The sequence below is a fragment of the Flavicella sp. IMCC45668 genome (assembly GCF_057219105.1).
Genome location: NZ_CM170114.1, coordinates 3366546 through 3384640, shown reverse-complemented (window position 1 = coordinate 3384640; position 18095 = coordinate 3366546). Strand labels below are relative to the sequence as shown.

General features: G+C 32.5%; 17 protein-coding genes. 12 read left to right on the top strand and 5 right to left on the bottom strand.

Annotated elements, in window-relative coordinates; all coding sequences use genetic code 11:
* Window positions 1–129: 129 nt before the first annotated feature.
* The 10 genes from AC2DZ0_RS13755 to AC2DZ0_RS13710 all read left to right on the top strand — a co-directional run bounded on the left by AC2DZ0_RS13755 (window position 130) and on the right by AC2DZ0_RS13710 (window position 12267).
* A complete protein-coding gene (locus AC2DZ0_RS13755) occupies window positions 130–2526 on the top strand; it encodes a heavy metal translocating P-type ATPase (protein WP_484642439.1) in 2397 nt (798 codons plus the stop codon).
* Between the two features lie 208 nt (window positions 2527–2734).
* Window positions 2735–2920 carry a cbb3-type cytochrome oxidase assembly protein CcoS gene (gene ccoS, locus AC2DZ0_RS13750; protein ID WP_484490628.1) on the top strand — a complete coding sequence of 62 codons (186 nt, stop codon included), beginning with the start codon at window positions 2735–2737 and terminating at the stop codon, window positions 2918–2920.
* Window positions 2921–2934: 14 nt separating this feature from the next.
* Window positions 2935–5118, top strand: coding sequence for a cytochrome-c oxidase, cbb3-type subunit I (gene ccoN, locus AC2DZ0_RS13745; protein ID WP_484490627.1), 2184 nt, complete (start codon window positions 2935–2937; stop codon window positions 5116–5118).
* 10 nt (window positions 5119–5128) lie between these two features.
* Window positions 5129–5335, top strand: a complete 207-nt coding sequence (locus AC2DZ0_RS13740; protein WP_484490626.1) for a CcoQ/FixQ family Cbb3-type cytochrome c oxidase assembly chaperone — start codon at window positions 5129–5131, stop codon at window positions 5333–5335.
* On the top strand, window positions 5325–6191 hold the full coding sequence (locus tag AC2DZ0_RS13735) for a cbb3-type cytochrome c oxidase N-terminal domain-containing protein (RefSeq protein ID WP_484642437.1): 867 nt from the start codon (window positions 5325–5327) through the stop codon (window positions 6189–6191). The genes AC2DZ0_RS13740 and AC2DZ0_RS13735 overlap by 11 nt, the downstream gene beginning before the upstream one ends.
* 68 nt (window positions 6192–6259) lie before the next feature.
* A complete protein-coding gene (gene ccoG, locus AC2DZ0_RS13730; protein WP_484642435.1) occupies window positions 6260–7678 on the top strand; it encodes a cytochrome c oxidase accessory protein CcoG in 1419 nt (472 codons plus the stop codon).
* Between the two features lie 17 nt (window positions 7679–7695).
* Window positions 7696–8145: a FixH family protein gene (locus AC2DZ0_RS13725; protein WP_484642433.1), complete on the top strand. Its 450-nt coding sequence runs from the start codon at window positions 7696–7698 to the stop codon at window positions 8143–8145.
* Window positions 8146–8148: 3 nt separating this feature from the next.
* The gene (locus AC2DZ0_RS13720; RefSeq protein ID WP_484642431.1) at window positions 8149–8868 is read left to right on the top strand and encodes a sulfite exporter TauE/SafE family protein; all 720 of its coding nucleotides are present in this window, start codon (window positions 8149–8151) and stop codon (window positions 8866–8868) included.
* A 51-nt stretch (window positions 8869–8919) separates the two neighbouring features.
* Window positions 8920–9846, top strand: a complete 927-nt coding sequence (locus tag AC2DZ0_RS13715; RefSeq protein WP_484642429.1) for a sensor histidine kinase — start codon at window positions 8920–8922, stop codon at window positions 9844–9846.
* An 87-nt stretch (window positions 9847–9933) separates the two neighbouring features.
* Entirely contained in the window at window positions 9934–12267 is a 2334-nt protein-coding gene (locus AC2DZ0_RS13710; RefSeq protein ID WP_484642427.1) for an efflux RND transporter permease subunit, read from the top strand.
* 75 nt (window positions 12268–12342) lie between these two features.
* On the opposite strand, the gene AC2DZ0_RS13705 is transcribed toward AC2DZ0_RS13710, so the two are convergent.
* Window positions 12343–13467, bottom strand: coding sequence for a sterol desaturase family protein (locus AC2DZ0_RS13705; protein WP_484642425.1), 1125 nt, complete (start codon window positions 13465–13467; stop codon window positions 12343–12345).
* Between the two features lie 191 nt (window positions 13468–13658).
* Between AC2DZ0_RS13705 and rpoN the strand changes: the two genes are divergently transcribed.
* Both rpoN and AC2DZ0_RS13695 read left to right on the top strand, forming a co-directional pair.
* Window positions 13659–15116, top strand: a complete 1458-nt coding sequence (gene rpoN, locus AC2DZ0_RS13700) for an RNA polymerase factor sigma-54 (RefSeq protein WP_484642423.1) — start codon at window positions 13659–13661, stop codon at window positions 15114–15116.
* Between the two features lies 1 nt (window position 15117).
* Window positions 15118–15726 (top strand): hypothetical protein, encoded by a 609-nt coding sequence (locus AC2DZ0_RS13695; protein WP_484642421.1) that lies wholly within the window; start codon window positions 15118–15120, stop codon window positions 15724–15726.
* 1 nt (window position 15727) lies between these two features.
* Here the strand turns inward: AC2DZ0_RS13695 and AC2DZ0_RS13690 are convergent, their stop codons facing one another.
* From AC2DZ0_RS13690 to AC2DZ0_RS13675, 4 genes are all read right to left on the bottom strand, one after another.
* On the bottom strand, window positions 15728–16375 hold the full coding sequence (locus AC2DZ0_RS13690; RefSeq protein ID WP_484642419.1) for a porin family protein: 648 nt from the start codon (window positions 16373–16375) through the stop codon (window positions 15728–15730).
* A gap of 125 nt (window positions 16376–16500) precedes the next feature.
* Complete coding sequence (locus AC2DZ0_RS13685; RefSeq protein ID WP_484490615.1) at window positions 16501–16983, bottom strand: ExbD/TolR family protein; 483 nt, start codon at window positions 16981–16983, stop codon at window positions 16501–16503.
* 9 nt (window positions 16984–16992) lie between these two features.
* The gene (locus AC2DZ0_RS13680) at window positions 16993–17628 is read right to left on the bottom strand and encodes an ExbD/TolR family protein (RefSeq protein WP_484490614.1); all 636 of its coding nucleotides are present in this window, start codon (window positions 17626–17628) and stop codon (window positions 16993–16995) included.
* A gap of 5 nt (window positions 17629–17633) precedes the next feature.
* The gene (locus tag AC2DZ0_RS13675; RefSeq protein ID WP_484490613.1) at window positions 17634–18092 is read right to left on the bottom strand and encodes a hypothetical protein; all 459 of its coding nucleotides are present in this window, start codon (window positions 18090–18092) and stop codon (window positions 17634–17636) included.
* Window positions 18093–18095 lie beyond the last annotated feature (3 nt).

Sequence of the window (18095 nt, the reverse complement as noted above, 5' to 3'; positions counted from 1 at the left end):
TAGAAGTTATCTGTTTCTTATGATTTTTGTCATAAATTTGAAACACTCATGAAACGGTTACATACTCAATTTTGAGTCAGAACTTTTTTCAAAATATAGAAGTTTCTTTATTAATTTCTAACATATATCATGCAAGGAAAAACAAATTGTTATCATTGTGGAAATGACTGTTCCGTTAGCACCGCTTTAATTTTTGAAGAGAAAAATTTTTGCTGCAACGGTTGTAAAACAGTATTTCAAATTCTAAATGAAAACGAACTAACTTCTTATTATGATTTTGAAGAAACACCGGGTAAAATTCCAGAAAAAATAGAAGGTAAATACGATTACCTAGAAAATGAAAAAATTGTATCTAAACTTCTTGAGTTTGATACTGAGACCACCTCTATTGCAACGCTAAACATACCGTACATCCATTGCAGTTCATGTATATGGGTTTTAGAAAATTTACATAAAATAAATTCAAAAATTCAATCTTCGCAGGTTAACTTCCCTAAGAAAACCGTTAGAATAGTTTTTGATAAAAACATCATTTCATTAAAAGAAATTGTGCTGCTTTTGAGTTCTATTGGTTACGAACCATATATCAGTTTGGAAAGCGCAGAAAGAGAAAAAAATAAAACAACTGACAAATCTCTTATTTACAAGCTAGGTGTTGCTGGTTTTGCTTTTGGAAACATCATGTTCTTATCCTTTCCAGAATATTTTGAAGTTGACGAATTTTGGCTCAACCAATACAAATCGTTCTTTAGATGGATTATGTTTTTTATGGCATTGCCAGTTTTGTTTTATTCTGCAAGAGATTATTTCAGTTCCGCCATCAAAGGTCTCAAACACAAAATACTTAATATTGATGTCCCTATCTCTTTAGGAATTTTTGTTTTATTTATTAGAAGTGTCATAGAAATTCTTTACGATATTGGTCAAGGATACTTTGATAGTATGACGGGACTTGTTTTCTTTTTACTTCTTGGAAAGTTTTTCCAACAAAGAACCTATAGTTTTTTATCTTTTGAAAGAGATTATACCTCTTACTTTCCTATTGCGGTAACAAGAATTACAGATACAACGGAAGAAGCCATTCAAATATATGATGTAAAAAAAGGAGATCGTTTATTGATTAGAAACCAAGAATTAATTCCAGTGGATGGTATCATAATCAAAGGAAACGGAATGATTGATTATAGTTTTGTAACCGGTGAAGCCAATCCTATTCATAAAAAATCAGGTGATAAGCTTTTTGCAGGAGGGAAACAATTAGACAGTGTACTAGAGATAGAAGCTATCAAAACAGTATCACAAAGTTATTTAACCCAATTGTGGAGTAATGATGTTTTCAACAAAGACAAACAAGAACATTTTAAAAACATAACTGATAAAATAAGTCAATATTTCACCTATATCATACTAGCAATTGCTTTTGTTGCTGGCTTGTACTGGTCGTTTTACAGCACCAGTATTGCCTTAAATGTGGTTAGTTCCGTGTTAATTATTGCTTGTCCTTGTGCACTAGCATTATCCGCACCTTTTACCCTGGGAAATATCATAAGAATATTTGGAGCACATAAGTTTTATCTGAAAAATGCGAGTGTTATAGAAAGTCTTGCAGAAATAGATTCACTTATTTTTGACAAAACAGGAACAATAACCTCTGCCTCTAAGCAAGAAATACATTATCATGGTATTCCTTTATCTCCGCTAGAAGAGCAATCCATAAAAACAATTTTAAGAAATTCCAATCATCCATTGAGTAGAACTTTATATGATAGTATGACTACAATTACCACTTTGGAAGACAACTTAAATTATGAAGAATTTATTGGGAAAGGAATTAGCGGTTCCTTTCACAATATTTCTATCAAAATTGGATCGTCAAATTTTACCGACGCTCCCTCAAAAGATACCCTTACGGAAACAGCTGTCCATATAAATATAAATGGCAATTACACAGGCAGGTTTTCATTTAAAAATCAGTATAGAAAAGGTATGTTTTCTATGTTTCAAAACCTTCAAAAAAAGTTTAAGCTTACCCTTTTATCAGGAGATAATGAAGGTGAAAAAAAATACCTCACAGAAAAACTGCCTTCGAAAACGAAATTTGTTTTTAATCAAAAACCAGAAGACAAATTAACCTACATCAAAGAACAACAAAAACGAAATCATTCTATTCTTATGTTTGGAGATGGTTTAAATGATGCAGGAGCATTAGCGCAAAGTAATGTTGGTATTGCGGTTTCAGAAAATGTAAATGTTTTCTCACCAGCTTGTGATGCCATTATTGATGCAAGTGTTTTACACAAAGCTCCACTATTTTTAAAGATTTCTAAAAAATCAATTAAAATTATAAAAGCAAGTTTTGTATTGTCTTTCTTATACAATATTGTTGGTTTGTATTTTGCAACAACAGGACAATTATCACCTGTGATAGCGGCAATACTAATGCCTCTAAGTTCTATATCGGTAGTTGTATTTGTTACCCTAGCCACCAACTATATTTCCAAATCATTATCAAAAGATTATTCTTAAAAACAATCTTATTGTCAGCTATCTAAAACGGCCACTGCTTTTGAAAACAAACTAGAAATGTTTATATTTGAAAGGTTTGCTAAATATGGAAAAGAAAGATCATAAAATTTATGCTCTATTTTATCCCACAAATACCACAAACATGACAATTATCATTTCTAGTGATGCCTGTCAATAATATTTTTGTCCATTAAATATCATAGTGTGTATGAGCATCATTTATTTACTGATTACTATCAGTCTTATCGTAGCCTTAATTTTCTTTACAGCTTTTATAAAGGCTGTTAAAAGTGGGCAATATGAAGATTCTTACACACCCTCCGTCCGGATGCTTTTTGATGACAAACCTTCAAAAAAATCCACCAAAACAAATTCAAATTCTAAAAACAACTAACAAATTCTAAATCCATGGAAGTACAACAGTTTTATTATGACAACAAAATTGTCAAGAATTTCATCTACGCCACTATCTTTTGGGGGATTATTGGAATGACAGTTGGACTAGTTCTAGCTCTTATGTTCCTATTTCCAAATCTTACCAACGGTATTTCCTGGCTTAGTTTCGGTCGTTTAAGACCTTTACATACCAACGCCGTAATTTTTGCCTTTGTTGGAAATGCAATTTATGCTGGTGTGTATTACTCCTCACAACGATTATTAAAAGCAAGAATGTGGAGTGATTTTTTAAGTAAACTGAACTTTTGGGGATGGCAAGCGATTATTGTCGCAGCAGCCATTACACTTCCTTTAGGTTATACTACCAGTAAAGAATATGCAGAATTAGAATGGCCTATAGATATAGCTATTGCCTTAGTTTGGGTAGCTTTTGGAGCCAATTTAATTGGAACGATTATCAAACGTAGAGAGCGTCATATGTACGTAGCAATATGGTTTTATTTAGGAACTTTTGTAACTGTAGCCGTATTACACATATTCAACAGTTTTGAGCTACCAGTATCTTTCATGAAAAGTTACTCTGTATATGCGGGAGTACAAGACGCTTTAGTACAATGGTGGTACGGACATAATGCCGTTGCGTTTTTCCTTACGACTCCCTTTTTAGGTTTGATGTATTATTTTGTTCCTAAAGCAGCAAACAGACCTGTTTACTCTTATAGATTATCTATTGTTCACTTCTGGTCATTGATATTTATTTATATCTGGGCAGGACCTCACCATTTACTTTATACAGCTTTACCTGATTGGGCACAAAATTTAGGAGTTGCTTTTTCAATTATGTTAATTGCTCCATCTTGGGGTGGTATGATCAACGGTTTATTAACACTGCGTGGTGCTTGGGATAAAGTAAGAACGGATCCTGTTTTAAAATTTATGGTAGTAGCCATTACCGGATATGGTATGGCAACCTTTGAAGGACCAATGTTATCTTTAAAAAATGTAAATGCAATTGCCCACTTTACAGATTGGATTATCGCCCATGTACATGTTGGTGCCTTAGCTTGGAATGGTTTCTTAGCCTTTGGTATGATTTACTGGTTGGTTCCAAGAATGTTTAAAACAACATTATTCTCTACTAAATTAGCAAACACACATTTTTGGATAGGGACTTTAGGTATTATTCTTTATGCCTTACCAATGTATGTAGCAGGTTTTGTTCAAGCTTCTATGTGGAAACAATTCAATCCTGATGGGACGTTAATGTATGGGAATTTCTTAGAAACGGTAACCCAAATTATCCCAATGTATTGGATGCGTGCTATTGGTGGATCTATGTACATCGCAGGGGCATTTGTAATGTTATTTAATATTGTAAAAACAATTCAATCAGGATCTGCTGTTGAAGATGACTTGGCAGAAGCACCTGCATTGAAAAAAGTTGGAAAAGGAAGATTATTAGGAGAAGGTTGGCACCAAGTACTGGAAAGAAAACCTGTACAATTAACTTTGTTGGCCACAGTAACTATTCTTATTGGTGGAGCCATTCAGATCATCCCTACTTTAATGATTGACTCTAATATCCCTACGATTACAAGTGTAAAACCTTACACTCCTTTGGAGTTAGAAGGACGTGACTTATACATTCGTGAAGGTTGTGTTAGTTGTCACTCTCAAATGGTTCGACCGTTTAGATCTGAAGTTGAGCGTTATGGTGAATACTCTAAAGCCGGAGAATTTGTTTATGACCACCCTTTCTTATGGGGTTCTAAGCGTACCGGGCCAGACTTGCACAGAGAAGGAATGAAATATTCTGATAGCTGGCATTTCAATCATATGTATGATCCGCAAAGTACATCACCAGGATCTATCATGCCAAGATATCAATGGTTAACTGCAAATACGCTAGACACATCAGATACGCAGGCTAAAATGAAAGCCATGATTACCTTAGGAGTACCTTACTCTGACACAGAAGTTTCAAATGCTTTAGAAACGTTACAAACACAGGCTTTACAAGTAGAAAAAAACCTGCATCAAGATCCTTCTTTTGTAGAAAACTATGAAGCAGAAAAACAAGCAGCAGCAGCTGATGGAGAAGAGTTTGTACCAATCCACAAACGAGAGATTGTTGCCTTAATTGCTTACTTACAGCGTTTAGGTACAGATATTAAAGTTAAAGATTCACAAAAATAAATTTATAGATATGCTAAAATTTATTAAATATCATATGACAGAAATTGAAGGGATAGCTATCTACCCTATTATTTCGCTAGTAATATTCTTTCTTTTTTTCACTGCCCTTTTCTGGTGGGTGGTAAGCTCTAAAAAAGAATACATCGATAAAGTAAGTCAGATTCCTTTTAAAAATGACATTATAGATAATACAAAAAACAACCTATATGAAAACTAAACTTCCCATGCCTTTTATTAGAATATTCTCTATATTCTTGGTCGTTTTTGCAATCACTGAATTCATGACACCTGGTGATGAATTAGGTTTTTCACACCCAACAACTGCTGTATTTTACCTCCTAGTAATTTTAGCTCTTGTAGTGATTGAGAAAATCAAACAAGCTTCTGAAAATCTTTATACAGATCATATTACTGGAACAGAGAAAGAAGCCTATTTAGCTAAAAAAGAAGCAAGTGAGATCAAGGATTGGAAAGGACTTATTCAAGCTTTGTCAAAAACCAAACCTATTAGTGAAGAAGATGACATCATCTTAGAGCACGATTATGATGGGATTAAAGAATTAGATAATGATTTACCGCCATGGTGGTTGTACATGTTCTATGCAACCATTGTTTTCGCTGCCGTATACTTAGGATATTATGAGGTGTTTGGGGGACAAACGAACGAAGAAGAATATATTGAACAAGTTGCCCTAGCAAAAGCTGAGGTTGAAGCTTATAAAAAAACAGTTAAAACCATTGATTTAAGTAATATGGAAGCTAGTGCTGATGCTGGCGCTTTAAGCAAAGGAAAAAAACTATTCAAACAGAACTGTGCTGCTTGTCATATGGTTGACGGTCGTGGTTCTATTGGTCCTAATCTAACCGATGAGTATTGGATCTTAGGAGGTGGTATTAAAAACGTATACAATACTATTTCTGAGGGAGGACGTGATGGTAAAGGGATGATTGCCTGGAAAAACAGCTTTAGTCCTGAAAAAATACAACAACTCGCCAATTATGTTCTGAGCCTGCAGGGTACGAATCCAGAAAATGCCAAAGCACCAGAAGGAGATAAATGGACAGAAGAATAAATTAATTAAATCGTTGGTGCTCATAAAACACCAACGATTTTTTTTACAATCAAATCTGCTAGATACGTATGGATGAAAAACAAGAAGCTTTTAGAGACACCCTAGGAACTATGACAGAAGAAGGGGGACGCAAATGGGTATACCCCAAAAAGCCGTCTGGATTCTTCTATAAAAATAGGACTTATGTAAGTTGGTTTCTTTTAATTGTTTTATTGGTTTCACCATTTATAAAAATAAACGGAAATCAATTCCTTTTGTTTAACGTTTTAGAACGTAGATTCAATATTTTCGGTGTTCCTTTCTGGCCACAAGACTTTCATTTGATGGTCATAAGCATGATTATTGGAATTGTATTTATTATCTTATTTACAGTAGTTTATGGTCGTATTTTTTGTGGATGGATTTGTCCGCAAACTATTTTTATGGAAATGGTTTTCCGTAAAATAGAATATGCCATTGACGGAGATCGAGGTGCTCAAATTCGTTTAGACAAACAAAAATGGGATGCCGCAAAAATCAGAAAACGTTTGTTAAAATGGTTTATCTTTTTTGTAATCTCTTTTATCATTTCAAACGTATTCTTAGCTTATTTTATCGGTAGTGATGAACTTATTTCTATCATAACAGATCCTCCTAGAGAGCATATCAAAGGTTTGTCTCTTTTATTAATTTTTACTGGTGTATTCTATTTTATATTTGTTTGGTTTAGAGAACAAGTCTGCATCATTGCTTGTCCGTATGGAAGATTACAAGGAGTTCTTTTAGATAATAAATCAATTAATGTAGCGTACGATTACAAAAGAGGAGAAAAGGAAAAAGGAAGAGCACTTTTCAAAAAAAATGAAGACAGGGAAACTTCAGGAAAAGGAGATTGTATTGATTGTGAACAATGTGTACATGTATGTCCTACAGGTATTGATATTAGAAATGGAACGCAATTGGAATGTGTCAATTGTACCGCTTGCATTGATGCCTGCGATCACATGATGGAAAAAGTAGGACTTCCGAAAGGGTTGATACGATACGAATCTGAAGAGAATATTGAAAACAAAAAGCCATTTGAATTCAACCTAAGAATGAAAGGCTATACCGTTGTTCTCTCTATTCTAATTGCCGTATTAATTACTATGTTATTTATGAGAAATGATGTAGAAGCTACTATTTTAAGACTTCCAGGAGAATTATACAAAACCAAAGAAAATAATATTATTAGCAATGTATATACCTACAAGCTAATCAATAAAACTTCTCAAAAAATTGAAGACGTTCATTTTGAATTGATTTCACATAAAGGAACAATTAAACTCATAGGAACAGAAGAATTTGATATAGAAAAACAAGAATTTTACGGTGGTTCATTATTCATAGAAATTGATAGAAAAGATTTAAGTGATTCCAAAGAAAATTTAAAAATTGGTGTATTTTCGAACGGAAAGCTGATAGAAACAACTACTACCAATTTTATGGGACCGAGAAGTTTTAGATAACGTAAAAAGCATTGATCATGAAAAAATTTAATTGGGGAACAGGCATCATAATAGCCTTTGTATTATTTATTTCTTTTATACTGTATTTTGTAATAAAAACATCCACAGATACAACTTATGAATATGACTTAGTAGCGAAAGATTACTATAAAGATGAGTTGGAATATCAGCAAAGAATTGACAAATTAAACAATGCTAAAAAATTAAAGCAGAATATTAATATTTCAAAATCTAATGAGGGAGTTTTTATCCATTTCCCAGATAATATTGAACAAGAAAAAATTAGTGGAACCATCTATTTATATCGCCCTTCTAATGAAAAACTTGACGTTAGATTGCCTATCAATATGTCCAACCAAACACAAGTTATTTCTAAGGATCTATTAATTGGTGGAAGATGGAATATCCATATTGATTGGAATGTTGAGGACCAGGAGTATCTATTCCAACACAGTTTAAATATGTAAATCATGTTTTACTCTGCCTTTATACTAGGACTTCTTGGAAGTTTCCATTGCATTGGGATGTGCGGACCTATAGCCATGATTCTGCCAGTGCATCATGAAAATTTCTTTCCTAGAATTCTCAAAATATTTTTATATCATTGGGGTAGAATTATAGCATACGGAAGCATAGGTCTCGCTTTTGGTTTTGTTGGTAAAGGGCTATTTTTATCAGGGTTTCAACAAAGACTTTCAGTTTTAATAGGAATCATCATGATTCTTTATATTTTGATTCCATCCTCACTGGTTGCAAAGTTCCAAATTACCACACCAATTTATTCCTTCATTGGAAAAATAAAGTCAGGTTTAGGTAAAAGACTTAAAAACAAAAGTTATTTTTCTCTTTTTATGATTGGCTTTTTAAACGGATACCTTCCTTGTGGCATGGTGTATATGGCACTTGTTGGAGCCATCGCAATGGCAACACCACAGGATGGTTTTGTTTATATGTTTATTTATGGCCTTGGTACGATACCATTAATGACTTTTGTAATCTATTTTAAATCGATATTTTCAGTAAAATTCAGAAATAAAATCCAAAAAGCTATACCGTCCTTCGTAGTTCTTATTGGAATTTTATTTATTCTTAGGGGGTTAGGAATAGGAATTCCATACATTTCCCCAACTGACGCTCAATTACACATCAATACAAATGCTGCCACCTGTGCTCCTGAAAGTGTAAATTAACATATGTCAACAATTTAAGCATATGGCCTATGTATATTTGCAAGAAAAAAAATGAAATTGATTCGTGAAAACTATTACACTCCTTTTAATATAGTTGCCTCCTCCGTCATTATTTCCGTACTTGTATTTTTTACTATGTACAATTTTATGCCGGAAGAAGATTTTTATTGCGGGCTTATCAAAGCAATCATCATTCCTATTCCAATCGCATTACCCATCTCTCTTTTCACTACAAAATATCACAAAAAAATATACAGCCAAAAAAAACAACTAGAAGAGCTCAACCAACTTAATAATAAATTAATTTCGATTATCGCGCATGATGTTAGAAGTCCACTATCCATAGTTCAAGGCTTCATTGAGATCATTCATGAAGATGTTGATACTTGCTCAAAAGAAAAAATACATGATCGATTGGATTCGATTTCCGGAAGAATCGATGACTTATTGATTTTCTTGAACGATTTATTAAGATGGTCTAAAAACCAAATTCATGTAGCACCAGTAACCATAGAACCCTTTGCTACAGAAAAAACTTTTAACTCTATTCTAGAGACCTACTCTAGTATTCAAAAAGAAAAAAAGATAACAATTCAAAAAAACATAGAACTAGAAGAGCTTTACTCAGATAAAGAAATTTATTCATTTATCGTTAGGAACCTTTATCACAATGCCCTAAAATTCACTCCTTCCGGTGGGAAAATTTCGCTTGAATTAAAAAAAAATGGATCAGAAATACATACGATGATCCAAGATTCAGGAATCGGCATTCCTAAAGAAAATATAGAATTGATAACGAATGATAAAAAATGGTTTTCTTCTCCTGGAACTCAAAAAGAAAAGGGAACCGGACTTGGTATTAAAACAATACTACAATATTTAAAAATTTGCAACGGCGAATTAATTATAGAATCAGAAGAAAACAAAGGCACTAAAATCACTGTAATACTTCCTGAAAAAGAATTCTCAGCGGTATAATTCCTGAAATTAGTTGCCATTTTAAAGGCAAATTAATATGGTTTGAAAGTAATTTGTAATGCTTACATTTGACACAAATTATTTTTCATGAAATTTTGGTCTAAAACCTCACGATTTGTTCTAAAACAACAGATTGCAATCCTTATAACAATAGCTATTATTACGGCTCTTTTAGCTAGTCAGATGAAGTATATGAGACTCTCATATACAGAAGCCAATCTACTACCTAAAGATCATATAGAAAATATTAAATACGACCAATTTCTAGAAGTTTTTGGAGAAGAGGGAACCCTGATCGTTTTAGGAGTTAAAGATGCTCAAATTTTTAAACCGGATACATTTTTAAAATGGAATCAGCTCGCTAATAAATTAGACTCCTTACCAGAAATTGAATATTCGATTTCTATTGGAGATTTAAAAGAATTAGTCAAAAACAAAGAGAAAAAAAGTTTTGAACTTAAAGAATTATCTATTGATGATTTAGATACACAAATTAAGGTAGACAAATTGAAAAAACATTTATTCAATGACCTTCCTTTTTATGATAATTTACTTTTTAATAAAGAAACCCAGACCATTCAAACGGCTTTATTTATTGACAAAGAAATAGTCAACACCAAAGCTAGAAAAGAATTTATTTTTGAACGTTTCAACCCGATTATTACACAGTTTGAAAAAGAAACAAATATTGATATTCACGTATCAGGAATGCCCTACATAAGATCCATGAATTCTGAAAATATCAAGTCAGAAATGGGTAAATTTGTAGGACTTGCATTAGCGGTTACCGCATTGATTTTCTTTTTGTTTTTCCGATCGTTTAGAGCAACTTTTATTACTTTATTAGTTGTTAGTATTGGTGTAATTTGGGCCTTTGGTTTTATCGGTCTATTCAGATTTGAAATAACGGTTCTAACTGCTTTAATTCCACCTTTGATTATTGTAATTGGTGTTCCCAATGCAATATTTATTATCAATAAATACCAACAAGAGATTAAGAAACACAGTAATAAAACGAAATCTTTACACCGTGTTATTTCTAAAGTAGGAAATGCTACTTTAATGACCAATATCACTACGGCAGCTGGATTTGCAACTTTTATTTTTACCAATAGTTCTTTATTAAGAGAGTTTGGAATCATTGCTTCGATAAATATCATGGCCATTTTTGTGCTTTCGATTCTTATCATCCCTTCTCTTTATAGTTTCATGCCTTTGCCTAAGAAAAAACACTTGAAACATTTGGATCAAAAATGGATTTCAAGAATTGTCGATTGGATGGTTTTTATGGTGAGAAACAAAAAAAACACCATATACGTTGTATCTTTTGTTGTAGTCATTACCAGTATTATTGGTGTATATAAAATAAAAGTTTCAGGAAGTCTTTTAGATGACATGCCAAAATCAGAAGTTTTTTATAAGGATATCGTATTTTTTGAAGAAGAGTTTGGTGGTATCATGCCTCTTGAAATTATGATTGACACCAAAAAAGACAAAGGAGTTTTCAAATTATCAACATTAAAAAAGATTGATAAATTAACAACGCTCATCGATGAAATACCTGGACTCTCAAGGGCTACTTCAGTCGTTGATTTAGTTAAATACTCTAAACAAGCTTTCTACAACGGAAATCCTAAATACTATCAATTACCAACGTCTCAAGAAAAGGCATTTTTGTTAGATTACATAAACAACTCCAATCAAGATTCTGGAGCTGGCTCACTAATTAACAATGTAGATTCTAAAGCTCGATATGCAAGAATCACTACCTATATGCAAGATGTTGGGACCGAACAAATGGCTCAAATTCAAACAGATATTCAGGCGTTTTTAGACAAAGAATTTGATGCAAAAAAATACAATGTTACCTTAACCGGAAAAGCCTTGGTGTTTTTAAAAGGAACCAATTACCTTATTAAAAACTTAATTGTTTCCCTAGGGTTAGCAATTTTATTGATTTCAATTTTTATGGGGTATATGTTTAAGTCCCTTAGGATGATTTTTATCTCCTTGATCCCAAATTTACTTCCCCTTTTGGTTACAGGTGGAATAATGGGTTATTTAGGTATCCCAATCAAACCTTCAACCATCTTGGTCTTTAGTATTGCTTTCGGTATTTCTGTGGATGATACTATACACTTTTTAGCTAAATACCGACAAGAGCTTGTAGCTAGTAATTGGAAAATAAGAAAGTCAGTATACAAAGCGATTAGAGAAACAGGTGTGAGTATGTTTTATACTTCCATCGTTTTATTCTTTGGTTTTTTAGTGTTTTTAGTTTCTAGTTTCGGAGGAACCAAAGCACTTGGAGGTTTAGTTTCTATTACTTTGTTATTTGCTATGGTATCTAATCTTTTACTTTTACCTGCTTTATTACTTTCTTTGGAAAGAAAAATCACGAAGAAAAAACGAAATAAATAAAATATTATTTAGATTCAAATTATAAAAAAAGCTCTGTAATTTCTTACAGAGCTTTTTTTATTTCCTTGGTTTTAATTAGTACCCTAATACCATAAAATTATATATCCAAAACACAACCAAACCAAAACGAATCAGCTCTAGAATGGAGTTTTTATTATTCTCTAACAATCTACCCGTAATCACAAGAGTTAACATAATAAACGTGGCGACACCAAACATATCAACCACAGATAGATGACTTAAAAAATAGGCGAACAAAATCAACACGGCAAACAAACCAATTGTATTGAATAGAATGTAGGTCTTTTTTAAAGCTGAAAAATTAGTATACTCATAAGATCCTTTATCAATATACAAAGGCATCAACTCCAGCTCTCCTGTAGAAGGAACCCAATCCGGACCACTTACCAACAACAACATCTTATCCTTAAATGCCGGTAATTGTTTCATTTGAAAACCTAAATTTTTATAATAATGAAAAACCGAAGTAAGAAAATCTCTTGAATTGATATCTTTGGTAATCCCATATACTACTTCATTTTTCTCTTCCGCAAAGGTTCCAAAAATTCGATCCCAAATAATCAAAACTCCACCATAATTTTTATCCAAGTACTCCTCATTACTACCGTGATGCACCCTGTGATGAGACGGAGTTACAAATAAATATTCCACGATTCCTAATTTTGGAATTAAGGTAGTGTGTAATAAAAACTGATACAAGCCAATAACCAAATGTGTTCCTAGAACAATCTCTGGGGTAAACCCTATAATTGGCATTAAAGACCAAAAAAGTACGCGTACAAAGACTTGAAATGGAGTTAGATTTAAAGCAACCGTATAATTATAATCTTCACTTTGGTGATGTATGATATGCGCTCCCCAAAATAAATTTATGCGGTGTCCAGATTTATGATAAAAATACCAAATGAAATCAGACATTAATACGGCAAATAAAAACCATGCAATCGTATTTGGAATTGAAAATATCCGAACATGGTCATATAAAAATTGATAATACATAAAAATTAAGGGAACCATAAAAATCCCCGCAATTCTATCAAAAACACCCATTAATAAATTTGAAATTGTATTTTCAAAACGAAAAATCCTTTTCCCTTTAGACCTAGCAAATAAATACTCTAAACCCAAAACAAAAAATACAATTGCCGCAGCTATCCATAGATTTTTATCTTCATTCATAATCATTAATTTTGATGCCGCAAAGATAAACACTATAAGTTAATTAATCATGCATCCCATAATAATGAACATAGGTTTATAAACGATCGTAAAAAATTGACTTTTTACCCCTGTGCAGCATGTCTTAAATTTCCTTTAAACTATATTTGATTACTGATTAAATTTGTTTGTATTTACTATATTTGTAGCACATGCTTAAACAAAATTTCCAATTAAAATTATTACACAAATTATCTCCTCAGCAAATACAGCTGATGAAATTAATACAACTTCCTACTCAAGCATTTGAACAAAAGCTGAAACAGGAAATTGAAGAGAATCCTGCCTTAGATTTAGAAAGGGATTCAGATCATGATCATGACGATGATTTTGGTGAGGATTATGACGATCTAGGAAATGAGAGCATAGAAACAGATGAAATAAATATTGATGAATATCTCAGCGATGATGAAATTCCACAATATAAATTACAGGCTAATAACTATAGCGCAGATGATGAGGAAAGTCAGATTCCCTATGCTGGTGGAGCCAGTTTTCATCAAAATCTAAAAAGCCAATTAAATACATTCTCATTAAACGATCACAAATTGACCATTGCAGAATTCCTTGTTGGAAGCTTGGATGATAGTGGCTACCTAAGAAGAGAAATCATTGACTTGGTGGATGATTTAGCTTTCACACAGAATATCTATACAGATGAAAATGAAGTGGAAGAAATTCTAATAAACATCATCCAAACCATGGATCCTATTGGTGTTGGTGCCAGAGATTTAAATGAATGCTTGACTTTACAATTAGAAAACAAACCAAAAACTAAATCTATTTCTCTCGCTATTGAAATTTTAAATAAAAGTTTCGATCATTTTGTAAAAAAACACTACAAAAAATTAATTGCTAAATATAATATCTCTGAAGAAGATTTACGAGATGCAATCGCAGAGATTGAAAAACTGAACCCTAAACCAGGAGGTACTTATACAGTAACTTCTAAGATTACGGATCAAATTGTGCCAGATTTTACGATTCAAATCATTGATGGAATTTTAGATTTAAATTTGAATTCAAGAAATGCACCTGAGCTAAATGTTTCAAGAGAATACAATAACATGCTGAAAGGGTATCAAGAGTCTAAAGAAAAATCTAAATCTCAAAAGGATGCTGTCTTATTTATCAAACAAAAATTAGATGCAGCTAAATGGTTCATCGATGCCATCAAACAACGTCAGCAAACTCTGTTACTTACGATGAACGCTATTATGAAGTACCAAGAAGATTACTTTATGACTGGTGATGAGCGTAAATTAAAACCGATGATCTTAAAAGATATTGCAGACAATATTGACATGGATATTTCTACAGTATCAAGGGTTGCGAATAGCAAATATGTGGCAACTCCCTATGGAACGAAATTGATCAAAGATTTTTTCTCTGAATCAATGAAAAACGATCAAGGTGAAGATGTTTCTACGAAAGAAATTAAAAACATCCTTAAAAACGTTGTCAAAGAAGAAAATAAAAGAAAGCCTTTAACCGATGATAAACTAATGCAAAAATTAAAAGAAGAAGGTTATATCATTGCAAGAAGAACTGTGGCGAAATACCGAGAACAATTGGACATTCCAGTTGCTCGATTAAGAAAAGAAATATAATATGGATAAGTTCCATAAACTCGTTTCGGTTGTTTTACATCCTATATTATTACCCATCGCAGCGACGCTTGTCTTTTTTATGCTTAACGATCATGGTATTGACAAATCAATCCAGTTAAAAATTATTTCAATGGTTGTTATCGGGACCTATTTTGTTCCAATCATTATGTTGATGATTCTAAAACGTAGAAAATTAATTGACACTATAGAAGTAAAAAAGATAAAGGAAAGAAAAATACCTATCATTTTCATGACCATTTTATTTTTTTTCCTAGGGAAAGCTTTTCATAGGATTCCAAACTTAGTTTTTCTATCGCAATTATTCCTAGGCTGTTCCTTATCCCTTTCCATTACATATTTTTTGTTCATCAAAAAATTAAAAATAAGTCTACATATGATAGGAATAGCAAGTTTCATTGCTTTTGTTATAGCTTATAGCATTGAAACCACTGTTAATATTACAATGTTCATAGCAGTTCTTTTTATTTTAGCAGGTGTTGTAGCAAATGCCAGAATTAAATTAAAGGAACATACTTTAAATGAAGTTTTTTTGGGCTTCGGAACCGGATTTATAACGCAACTTTTAGTTTTTGCAATTCTTTGGCTATAAATTAGAGTAAGTAAAAAATCAATCCCATTTTAAAGGAATTCATTTTCAACTCTTCACCATTATTAAAGGCACTATTCCCTTTAAAAAACGGATTTAGGGTGTAATGCAAATAAAAATTCCACGTTCCATAACCAGCAGCTAAAGAATAAGCATACTGCCAATCTTCTAGCTTTAAAACTTCTGTTAGCTGTATCAACTCATTATTTCTTTCTCCAATAGAAGAGGAATTTAATACATATGACACATGTAAACCTGTATATACCCGCCAAAATTTATATTTTTCAAGTGTCGAGGTTCTCCATCTAAATTCAATAGGAAATTCTAAACTATTCGTTTTAATAGTATACGTATCCTGATTTGTCGTCGCTTGATTTACATCTGCACTATTACCAGTAACAACAATATTTTGAATATGCGTGTTAAAAGCATAGCCCAAACCAACACCTATTCCCACATTTCTTTTTTCATTAAAGGGAATATCTTTGATAAACCCACCCGAAAAACCATATGCAAAACCATCTTTAACAAAGCCAGGAGGTGTATTAGCAAAAATATTATACGTAACACCAATATATAATTGATCTTCTAAATACTTTGGATCAATAGATACACTATCTTTTGATACTTGCGCATAAAGACTTGTACTCAATAAAAGAAGATAAAGAAATACTCTCAATAGTAACTTGAAATTAAATAGTAAAATACAAAACAAAATTAAAACAAAAAGGCATTCGTTTTACACGAATGCCTTTTTTATATATTGAATAAATTAAATTACTTTACGTTAGCAGTTAAATCTCCCTTACGAGTAGAATAACTAATTTTTAAAGCATTTATATCTCTTAATTCCATTCTGATATCATGAATAGTACCAACACCACATGCAACATCTGATTTAATAGAAGTTGTCATATAAGGAATCTCCTCTGGGTTGTGCTTTTCTTGCTCAGAGTATATGAAATTTGCGATATCATTTACGGTTGAAATTTTATCATTCAACTGAATTTTATCTCCAGAACCATACTTCGCTTGGTCTTCAGGTTTCGCCTTTCCTACATAAATAGTACTCACCAAACTCTTGTGTTCCAATTTCTTTACTTCAGTAGCATTTGGCAACTGAGGTGGTTTGATCAACAAATCAGTTTCCCTCATTGTTGTTGTAACCATAAAGAAGAATAATAACATAAATACAATATCTGGTAAGGCAGCAGTATTTACCGCTGGTAATCCTTTTTTCTTTTTTCCGAATTTAGACATAGTATAAAATTATTTAGTTGGTTCTGCATCAGAAATAATCTGAGGGTAAGCTCCTTTCACCTTTTTGATAACGGCTTTTAAAGCTTCATTCTCTTTATCATTTCCTGATAACAATAATAAATCATCATAACTCATTCCTGCATACTGACCTGTAATGTACTTTTTAGCATACCTATTTCTCAATTCAGTATAAGCTGCTAAAAGTTCATTCTGAACCGTGATATACATTCCATAAGAAGTACCTCTATCACTTTGAACAGAAATAATCGCTTTGTTTGGGTGATCCGAAGAATCATCTTTCTTTGCACCGTTACAGTAATCACATTTCTTACCTGGTCCGTATTCATCCGCTTTACCAATACCTCCTCCATTATCAAGGAAGTCTATAGTAAACTGTTTCAAATCTTTGATTTCCATCTCCTCATCTTCAACTAACATTTGATTGTTACGGTTCAAGTTGATTTCAAGAATATTCTTTTGTTTGATCACAGGCGGATCATAATTTTCTGGTGGTTTTTCTGATAATTTACGAGAAATACCAGAATCAACATCCATTGTTGTTGTTACCAAGAAAAATATCAGCAACAAGAACGCAATGTCTGCCATAGACCCAGCATTAATCTCTGGAAGTTCTTTTCTTGCCATATTAATTATTTAAAAATTGATTTGGCTCCCCCTATTACAATTGTAGCAACAGCAGTAGCTCCTAATAAAACAGTATACCAAATACCAGTACTAACCCATTTAGAGTTTGAACCAGCTTCACCTCCTGGCAAAACTTCTCCAGTAACATCTGTTACAGCATCATCTGGTGCAAGACCATATGCTGCAGCCAAGAACACCCCAAGAACTACTAATCCTAAAGCTGTTTTCTTTAATGCCTCTGGTTTTTTGAATAACCCAATAATTGAGAATAAAACTGTCAATCCTAATACAACTAAAAATAGTCCTATTGAAAAGGACACCATTGGTCCTACGATTCCTAAAGATCCACCACCTTCAACAATAGCATCATCACCAGTACTTATTATCTTAATAAAGAAATAAGCAGCAACCAAAGCTATTAAGCCTACTAGACCTTTTAATATTTTTGTTAAATTTTGATTCATTCT

Excerpts from the sequence above, each read along its gene's own strand:
- AC2DZ0_RS13705 (WP_484642425.1), bottom strand. The coding sequence starts at position 13,467 with ATGAATGAAGATAAAAATCTATGGATAGCTGCGGCAATTGTATTTTTT.
- AC2DZ0_RS13735 (WP_484642437.1), top strand. The coding sequence starts at position 5,325 with ATGAAAACTAAACTTCCCATGCCTTTTATTAGAATATTCTCTATATTC.
- ccoG (WP_484642435.1), top strand. The coding sequence starts at position 6,260 with ATGGATGAAAAACAAGAAGCTTTTAGAGACACCCTAGGAACTATGACA.
- ccoN (WP_484490627.1), top strand. The coding sequence starts at position 2,935 with ATGGAAGTACAACAGTTTTATTATGACAACAAAATTGTCAAGAATTTC.
- AC2DZ0_RS13695 (WP_484642421.1), top strand. The coding sequence starts at position 15,118 with ATGGATAAGTTCCATAAACTCGTTTCGGTTGTTTTACATCCTATATTA.
- AC2DZ0_RS13725 (WP_484642433.1), top strand. The coding sequence starts at position 7,696 with ATGAAAAAATTTAATTGGGGAACAGGCATCATAATAGCCTTTGTATTA.
- rpoN (WP_484642423.1), top strand. The coding sequence starts at position 13,659 with ATGCTTAAACAAAATTTCCAATTAAAATTATTACACAAATTATCTCCT.
- AC2DZ0_RS13675 (WP_484490613.1), bottom strand. The coding sequence starts at position 18,092 with ATGAATCAAAATTTAACAAAAATATTAAAAGGTCTAGTAGGCTTAATA.
- AC2DZ0_RS13685 (WP_484490615.1), bottom strand. The coding sequence starts at position 16,983 with ATGTCTAAATTCGGAAAAAAGAAAAAAGGATTACCAGCGGTAAATACT.
- AC2DZ0_RS13715 (WP_484642429.1), top strand. The coding sequence starts at position 8,920 with ATGAAATTGATTCGTGAAAACTATTACACTCCTTTTAATATAGTTGCC.
- AC2DZ0_RS13710 (WP_484642427.1), top strand. The coding sequence starts at position 9,934 with ATGAAATTTTGGTCTAAAACCTCACGATTTGTTCTAAAACAACAGATT.
- AC2DZ0_RS13680 (WP_484490614.1), bottom strand. The coding sequence starts at position 17,628 with ATGGCAAGAAAAGAACTTCCAGAGATTAATGCTGGGTCTATGGCAGAC.
- AC2DZ0_RS13755 (WP_484642439.1), top strand. The coding sequence starts at position 130 with ATGCAAGGAAAAACAAATTGTTATCATTGTGGAAATGACTGTTCCGTT.
- AC2DZ0_RS13740 (WP_484490626.1), top strand. The coding sequence starts at position 5,129 with ATGCTAAAATTTATTAAATATCATATGACAGAAATTGAAGGGATAGCT.
- AC2DZ0_RS13720 (WP_484642431.1), top strand. The coding sequence starts at position 8,149 with ATGTTTTACTCTGCCTTTATACTAGGACTTCTTGGAAGTTTCCATTGC.
- ccoS (WP_484490628.1), top strand. The coding sequence starts at position 2,735 with ATGAGCATCATTTATTTACTGATTACTATCAGTCTTATCGTAGCCTTA.